The organism is Aestuariivirga sp. (assembly GCF_046093005.1).
GTDB lineage: Bacteria > Pseudomonadota > Alphaproteobacteria > Rhizobiales > Aestuariivirgaceae > Aestuariivirga.
The window spans coordinates 1-7336 of sequence record NZ_JBJTER010000016.1 but is presented as its reverse complement, the minus strand read 5'-3'; the positions used below and the strand labels follow the sequence as shown (position 1 = coordinate 7336).

Genomic DNA, 7336 nt, shown 5'->3' with positions numbered 1-7336 from the left:
GTCCAGCTTTGACACCAGGAAGCTGGATGCCGGCCTTCGCCGGCATGACGGCTTCAAAGACCGATATGATTCTGTTGGAGGGTTTTGAGTTTAGCCTGAACCATCATCCTAAGGTCGGCGTCACCCCGGCGAAGGCCGGGGTCCAGCTTTGACGCCAGGAAGCTGAATGCCAGCCTGCGCCGGCATGACGGCGGAAAAAATACAGGCCGGTTCAGTAAAAGCGGAAAGCAGCCTAGGCCTCGGCCTGGCGCTGCTGCCGCTGGCCGTCGCCTGCTGCCTTGTGGCGGCGCGCATTATGAGGGCCAGGAAATGGCGCCGCGGCGGTTCGGATTTCTCACGGACGGCAGAGCTGGAGCGCCGGCCCCCGGGGGCTTTGCGCTCCGCGCGGCGGCCTACCCTCAAACCGGAACCGGCGCGTCCTGGCGCAGCAGGCCTTCCGATTTCAGCTCCTGCCAGAAGGCTTTCGGGATGGGGTGCGCGACGAGCGCCAGGTTCTGATTCATCTGTTCCACGGTGCGCGTGCCCGGCACATGCGAGGCGACCGCCGGGTGGGCGAGCAGGAATTGCAGCGCCGCGGCGGCCAGCGGCACGTGATGGCGCTTGCAGACAGCCTCGATCTTCCGGACCTTTTCCATGACCGGTGCGGGGGCAGGGGCATAATTCCATTTGGCGCCGGTCACCGCGCCGGTGGCGAGAATGCCGCCGTTGAAGCCGCCGCCGATGACCAGCGCCGTGCCGCGGCGCTCGCACAGGGGAAGCAACTCATCGAGCGGCTCCTGCTCGAGCAGCGTATAGCGGCCGGCCACAAGCAGCGTGTCGAAGTCGCCGGCCTTCATGAAGTCGAGCATGACCTCCCAGTTATTGACGCCGACGCCGATCGCCTTGACGAGCCCCTGTTCGCGCAGCTTCACCAGCGCCCGGTAGCAGCCGTCCATGGCCTGGCGGAAATAGACTTTCTGCATTTCGGGGCCGTGTGTGAACACGTCGGCGTCATGGATGAACAGGATGTCGATGTGTTCGAGCCCGAGCCTTTGCAGCGAATCCTCGAAACTCCGCATGGTGCCGTCATAGGAATAGTCGAAGCGGCTCTTGAAGGCGGCGCCGTCCACCCAGGGCTTGAAGTCGATGTCCTCGCGGCGCGCCGCCGTCAGCACCCGCCCCACCTTGCTCGAGATCACATAGTCGCGGCGCGGCTTCCAGCGCAGATAATGGCCGAGCCGCAATTCCGAGAGGCCATTGCCGTAGTAAGGCGCGGTGTCGAAATAGCGCATGCCCGCATCCCAGGCGCGGTCGATCATGGCGGCGGCCTCTTGTTCGGGGATGGGCCTCAGGAAATTGCCGATCGGCGCTGCGCCGAAGCCCATGTCGGTGATGTCGAAGCCGACGCGGCCGAACTTGCGGATGTTGATGGCTGGCATATACAATCTCCTTGATGGCGAGGATGGTCCGCCCCGGCAGCAACGCACAAAGCGCGGCCGCTGTCGAGACGGCGGGTTGAATAAGACCGGTTTGCGAGGAGGAAGGCGTGCAGGCAGCCTATGACTACATCATTTCCGGCGCGGGGCCGGCGGGCTGCGTTCTGGCGGCGCGGCTGACCGAGGATCCGGCGGTGAGCGTGCTGCTGGTCGAGGCGGGCGGGCCTGATACGAACTATCTGTTCCACTGGCCGGCGGGCTTCGCCAAGATGACCAAGGGCATTGCCTCCTGGGGCTGGTCCACGGTGCCGCAGCGCCACATGAAGGACCGTGTGCTGTGGTACACCCAGGCCAAGGTGATCGGCGGCGGCTCCACCATCAACGCCCAGATCTACACCCGCGGCAATGCGCTGGATTATGATGCATGGCGCGACCAGGCGGGTTGCGAGGGCTGGGGCTACCGCGACCTGCTTCCCTATTTCAAGCGCGCCGAGGGCAATGAGCGCTTCAACGACGATTACCACGGTGTTGACGGCCCGCTGGGCGTTTCCATGCCGCGCGCGGCGCTTCCGGTTTGCGATGCCTTCATCCGCGCCGCACAGCAGGCGGGACTGCCCTATAACCCTGACTTCAACGGCCGCACCCAGGGTGGCGTCGGCTATTACCAGCTCACCCAGAAGCAGGCGCGCCGGTCTTCGGCGGCCGGCGCCTTTCTCGATCCCGCCCGCAGCCGCCCGAACCTCACAGTGGTGCACAACGCCGAAGTGCTGCGGATCGTGATCGAGAACGGCCGGGCCACCGGCATCGAACTGGCCGAAGGCGATGGTGGGCGGCGCATGGTGCGCTGCGCGCGCGAAGTGCTTGTCACCTCGGGGGCCATCGGCTCGCCGCGGCTGCTGCTGCTCTCGGGCATCGGCCCGGCCGATCATCTGAAAAGCGTGGGGATTTCCGTGGCCCATGATCTGCCCGGCGTTGGCAGCAATTTGCAGGACCATGTGGACATCTGCGTGCTGTGCGAATGCACCAGCGATCATTCCTATGACAGCGTCAAGCGCCCGCACCGCACGCTGCTGGCCGGGCTTCAGTATCTGCTGTTCAAGCAAGGGCCGGTTGCATCGCCGTTGTTCGAAACCGGCGGCTTCTGGTACGCCGACCCGAAGGCGCGCTCGCCCGATATCCAGTTTCATCTGGGGCAGGGCTCCGGCATCGAGGCGGGCATCGCCACGCTCAAGAATCCGGGCGTTACGCTCAACTCGGCCTTCATGCGGCCGCTGTCGCGCGGCACGGTGCGGCTGGCGAGCGCTGATCCCAAAGCGGCCCCGCTCATCGACCCCAATTACTGGTCGGAGCCCTATGACCTCGAAATCTCGCTGAAAGGTCTGGAACTGGCCCGCGAGATCATGGCCCAGCCGGCGCTCAAACCCTTTGTCAAAGCTGAAATCCTGCCAGGCCCCGCCACCCGAAGCCGCGCCGACATCTTCGATTATGCCTGCCGCATGGCCAAGACCGATCATCATCCGGTGGGCACCTGCAAGATGGGGCATGACGACATGGCGGTGGTGGGCCCTGACCTGAAGGTGAGGGGCCTCGAGGGTCTCCGGGTGTGCGATTCCTCGATCATGCCATTCATCAATTCGTCCAACACCAATGCCCCCACCATTATGATCGGGGAAAAAGCCTCCGACCTGGTGGCTGGAAAGCAGCCGCTGCCACCGGCAATCTTCCGATGGGAGCGGAATGACCTGCCGATGCCGGGCGGCGAATATGCCTCATGAGCCTTGCCGCTTCAGCCAGCGCATAATGTGTGTTGCCACCGCGCAGCATGTGCCCGCCTGGTTGTGAATGGCCACCGCGGCGATGGTGCGCATACGTTCGGGATCGGCAGTCTCGATCGTATAGCTCACGGTGACCGTATCGCCGATCCGGACGCCCTCGAGAAAGCGGATGCGGTCATAGCCCAGCGACACGGGAAAATGTTCCATCATCAGCGCAGCGCATTGGTCGGTGATGAGCGTGGACGCGCGGGACATGTAGCCCACCAGCAGCGCGCCATGCGCGATCCGCCCGCCATAGGGGGTTGCCGCCATTGCCACCTCATCGACATGATTGGGCGAGAAATCGCCGGTAATCCCCGCGAACAGGTAGACGTCGCTTTCCCCCACCGTCTTGGAAGTCGACACCTTTGCCCCGATTGCCTGCTGGAACGCGTCCATCTCAGGCCTTCAGCAATTCGCGGGCGATGATGCCGCGCTGGATCTGGTTGGTTCCTTCGTAGATCTGGGTGATCTTGGCATCGCGGTAGAGCCGCTCCACCTCGAAGCCGCGGATATAGCCGGAGCCGCCGAAGACCTGCACCGCATTGGCGGTATGCTGCACGGCGGCATCCGCTGCGAAGCACTTGGCGATCGAGCAATCCATGGTGGCGGCGCCGCCCGCGTCCATCACCATGGCGGCGCGCTGCACAAGGGAACGCGCCGCGGTGATGTCTTTCTGCATGTCGGCCAGCATCCATTGCAGGCCCTGGTTTTCGGAAATGGCACGGCCGAACTGGCGACGCGTTTTGGCGTAGTCGAGCGCCGCCTCGAGGCCTGCCTGGGCGATGCCCACCGCCAGCGCGCCAATGCCGATGCGGCCCTTGTCGAGCACGCTCATCATGATGTGGAAGCCGCGGTTCAGGGCCCCCAGCAGCGCCTCTTCGCCGAGCGCCACGCCGTCAAAATGCAGCGCCCCCACCTGCGAGGCGCGCTGGCCCATCTTATGCTCCTTCTTGCCGCGCGACACGCCGGCCGCATGAAGATCGACGATGAAGATCGACATGCCGCGGTGGCCGGCCGCCGGGTCGGTGCGCGCCAGCACGAAGCCGAGATCGGCCACCGGGGCATTGTGGATCCAGATCTTGGAGCCAGTGAGCCGCCAGCCGGCGCCGTCACGAATAGCCGTGGTGCGGATGCCGGAGACATCGCTTCCGGCGTCGGCCTCGGTGATGCAATAGGAAACGCGTTTGCGCGTGGCCAGCACGTCGGCGAGATAGCGGGCGCGCTGCGCCTCGCTGCCGTGCACCGAGAGCAGCGTGCCAATGAGCTCGACAAGCCCGCACTGGTCGGCGACCGAGGCATAGCCGCGCGCAAGCTCCTCCATCACGATCGCATAGGACAGGGCATCGAGCCCGGCGCCGCCATACTCCGCGGGAACCGTGATGCCGAACAGGCCAAGCCCGGCCATTTCGCCATAGAGCGCGGCGGGAAAGCTTTCGGTTTCATCGAGCTCCTGGGCGATGGGCCTGACGCGCGTTTCAGCAAAGCGCCGCGCTGTATCGCCGATCTGGCTGTAGATGCCGGCGTCGAGGCGCGGAAACGGAATGGCGTAGGCAGGCTGCATCATCAGTCCTTCTTTAGCAGGCGGAGAATGGTGTCGAGGTTGAAGGCGAGGCGCGCGTCGAGGTTGGCGGGCGCCATGTAATCGCGCTCATAGACGATTGCGCCGGTGAATCTGTTGGTGAAATAGTAATATCCGATGGCCGCGATGGTGATGTTGAGCTGCACGGGATCGACGCCTGGCCGGAACACCCCCGCCTTCACCCCGCGTTCGAGAATGCGTCCGACCATCGCCACCAGTTGCCCGCTGCTCTGGCGGATCGCCTCCGAGGTCTTGAGATGCTTGGCGCGGTGCAGGTTTTCGCTGTTGACCAGGGTCAGGAATTCGGGATGCGCCAGATAATAGTTCCAGGTGAAGCGCACCAGCCGGGCGATGGCTTCCTCCGGCTCAAGCTCCTCGAGCCTGAGCCGCTGTTCGGCCGAGCGGATGCCGAGATAGGCGTTTTCCAGCACCGCGGTGAACAGACCCTCCTTGCTGCCGAAGTAGTGATAGATCATGCGCTTGTTGGATTTGGCGCGGGCGGCGATGGCGTCGACCCGCGCGCCGCCCAGGCCCTTGCGCGCGAATTCCGCGGTGGCCGCGTCCAGGATGCGCTTGCGGGTCTGTCCGGCATCGCGCGGCATGGGCTCGCGTGTCTTCTTCAGCATCGGGCGTCCTGCATGGCGGTGGTCGCCCGGCCCACGATATTTGATCTCCGGGTCTCTTCAAGAGGTCTTGACATGATCGCAGAATGCAGTAACCAGTTAGTGCAGTAAAGCCAAAAAATCGGGAGGTTCTCATGGCTGCTAAAAACGTGAATGACATGCTGCGCAAGCACAGGCTCAGCCGGCGTGCGGTGCTCAAGGGTTCGGCGGGCGCGGTGGCCGCCGGCGCGCTGGGAAGCTCCTTCCCGATGCCCGCCATCGCCGCGGAAACCACCTGGACCTTCGCCAACTCGCTGCGTTCGGTGGCCAACCCCTATCACGCCACCTTCGCCAAGGGCGGCCAGAATTTCGCTGACTCGATCGGCGCCAAGTACGAAGTGCTGGTGACCGAAGGCAATTCCGAAAAGGGCATCGCGGACATCAAGGCGCTGCTGCAGCGCACCGGCGGCAAGCTCATTCTCAACGTCGACCCCAATGACTCGCCCGATGCCCGCGTCATCGTCGAGGAAGTTCAGAAGGCCGGCGGCTTCGTTGTCACGCAATGGAACAAGCCCGATGATCTCCATCCCTGGGATCACGACCCCAACTATGTGGCGCATATGTCGTTTGACGGCGTGCCCACCGCCGAGGCGGTCGCCAACGCGCTGTTCAATGCCTTTGGTGGCGAGGGCGGCATCGTGGCGCTTGGCGGCATCCTGTCCAACGTGCCGGCCATTGAGCGCAAGCTGGGCCTCGACAACGCCATCGCCAAGACCAACGGCAAGGTGACGCTGCTCGACTTCCAGCCGGCCGACTGGAACGAGCAGAAGGCCTTCGAAATCACCCAGGCCTGGCTCACCCGCTTCGGTGACCAGATCAAGGGCGTGTTCGCGGCCAATGACGGCATGGGCATGGGCGCTCTCGAGGCGCTGCGCCAGAACGGGCTTGCTGGCAAGGTTCCGGTGGTCGGCATCGACGGCATCGACGCGGCGCTGACGGCGATCGAGGCTGGTGAATTCGCGGGCACCGTCGCCTGGGATCCGCTGTGGACCGGCGGCATGGGCCTGGCCATTCCCTACGCCCATGTGACCGGCAAGATCGACATCACCAAGGAGCCGAAAGAGCACCGTGAGTTCTACGGCACCGGCATCATCGTTACCAAGGACAATGTGGCCGAATACAAGAGCAACCCGCCGAAGGTCGACTTCAACGATCTGTGGGGCAAAGCGACCGGCCAGATCCAGTATCGCGGCTGAGGGTCCTCACAGCCAAGCACTAGCCGGGCGCCCCGCGCCCGGCTATTTTTAGGCCTCGCGTTGCAGCGGAGGGAAATCCTTGGCCTCTGTCGCCATATCCAACGGCCGGCTCCTGGGCCACTGGCGGCGCTGGGCGCCGGTCGCCGTGCTGGCCGGGCTCTGCATTGTCGTCGGCATCATCAATCCCACCTTCTTCTCGCTCGGCAATGCCGTGCGCATGCTGAACACGGCGGCCATTCCGCTCGTCATCTGCATGGGCGCCACCTTCATCATCCTGATGGGCTCGATCGACCTCTCCGTCGAGGGCACGGTTGCGTTATGCGCCGTCGCTGCCAGCATGCTGGTGGCCAATGACCTGACCGGCGTGGCCATTGGCCTGTGGTCGGTGCCGGTGGCGATCATGCTCGGCGGCCTGCTCGGCCTGCTGAACGGCTTCGTCCACGTCAGGCTGAAAATCCCATCCTTCATGGCCACCCTTGGCATCGGCTTCGCCGGCATCGGCATCGCCACCGCTATTCTGGGCGGCGTGATGGTGCGCGTCTCCGACAATGATTTCCGCAACTGGCTGTCGCTCGGCCGGCTGTTCGACGTTCCGGCGGCGGTGTGGATCGCCGCCGCGGCGGTGGCCGTGGCCTGGGTGATCCAGGAGCGCACCCGCATCGGCCGC

General features: G+C 64.6%; 7 protein-coding genes. 3 read left to right on the top strand and 4 right to left on the bottom strand.

The features are described 5' to 3' along the window. Positions 1–398 precede the first annotated feature (398 nt). Positions 399–1418: an aldo/keto reductase gene (locus ACKOED_RS00740; RefSeq protein ID WP_408914660.1), complete on the bottom strand. Its 1020-nt coding sequence runs from the start codon at positions 1416–1418 to the stop codon at positions 399–401. Positions 1419–1525: 107 nt separating this feature from the next. Here ACKOED_RS00740 and ACKOED_RS00735 point away from each other — a divergent pair, with 107 nt between their 5' ends. After that, positions 1526–3190: a GMC family oxidoreductase gene (locus tag ACKOED_RS00735; RefSeq protein ID WP_408914659.1), complete on the top strand. Its 1665-nt coding sequence runs from the start codon at positions 1526–1528 to the stop codon at positions 3188–3190. Here ACKOED_RS00735 and ACKOED_RS00730 read toward each other — a convergent pair. Genes ACKOED_RS00730 through ACKOED_RS00720 form a run of 3 tightly spaced genes read right to left on the bottom strand, consistent with a single transcriptional unit; the run spans position 3185 to position 5437 of the window. Next, positions 3185–3628, bottom strand: a complete 444-nt coding sequence (locus ACKOED_RS00730) for a MaoC family dehydratase (RefSeq protein ID WP_408914658.1) — start codon at positions 3626–3628, stop codon at positions 3185–3187. The two genes, ACKOED_RS00735 and ACKOED_RS00730, sit on opposite strands and share 6 nt — an antisense overlap. Position 3629: 1 nt before the next feature. After that, entirely contained in the window at positions 3630–4796 is a 1167-nt protein-coding gene (locus ACKOED_RS00725) for an acyl-CoA dehydrogenase family protein (RefSeq protein WP_408914657.1), read from the bottom strand. Further along, positions 4796–5437 (bottom strand): TetR/AcrR family transcriptional regulator, encoded by a 642-nt coding sequence (locus ACKOED_RS00720; protein WP_408914656.1) that lies wholly within the window; start codon positions 5435–5437, stop codon positions 4796–4798. The genes ACKOED_RS00725 and ACKOED_RS00720 overlap by 1 nt, the downstream gene beginning before the upstream one ends. Positions 5438–5568: 131 nt before the next feature. Between ACKOED_RS00720 and ACKOED_RS00715 the strand changes: the two genes are divergently transcribed. Both ACKOED_RS00715 and ACKOED_RS00710 read left to right on the top strand, forming a co-directional pair. Then, positions 5569–6669, top strand: a complete 1101-nt coding sequence (locus tag ACKOED_RS00715) for a sugar ABC transporter substrate-binding protein (protein ID WP_408914655.1) — start codon at positions 5569–5571, stop codon at positions 6667–6669. Positions 6670–6748: 79 nt separating this feature from the next. Then, positions 6749–7336, top strand: a 588-nt coding sequence (locus ACKOED_RS00710; RefSeq protein WP_408914654.1) for an ABC transporter permease, incomplete at its 3' end; no start/stop codon positions are given.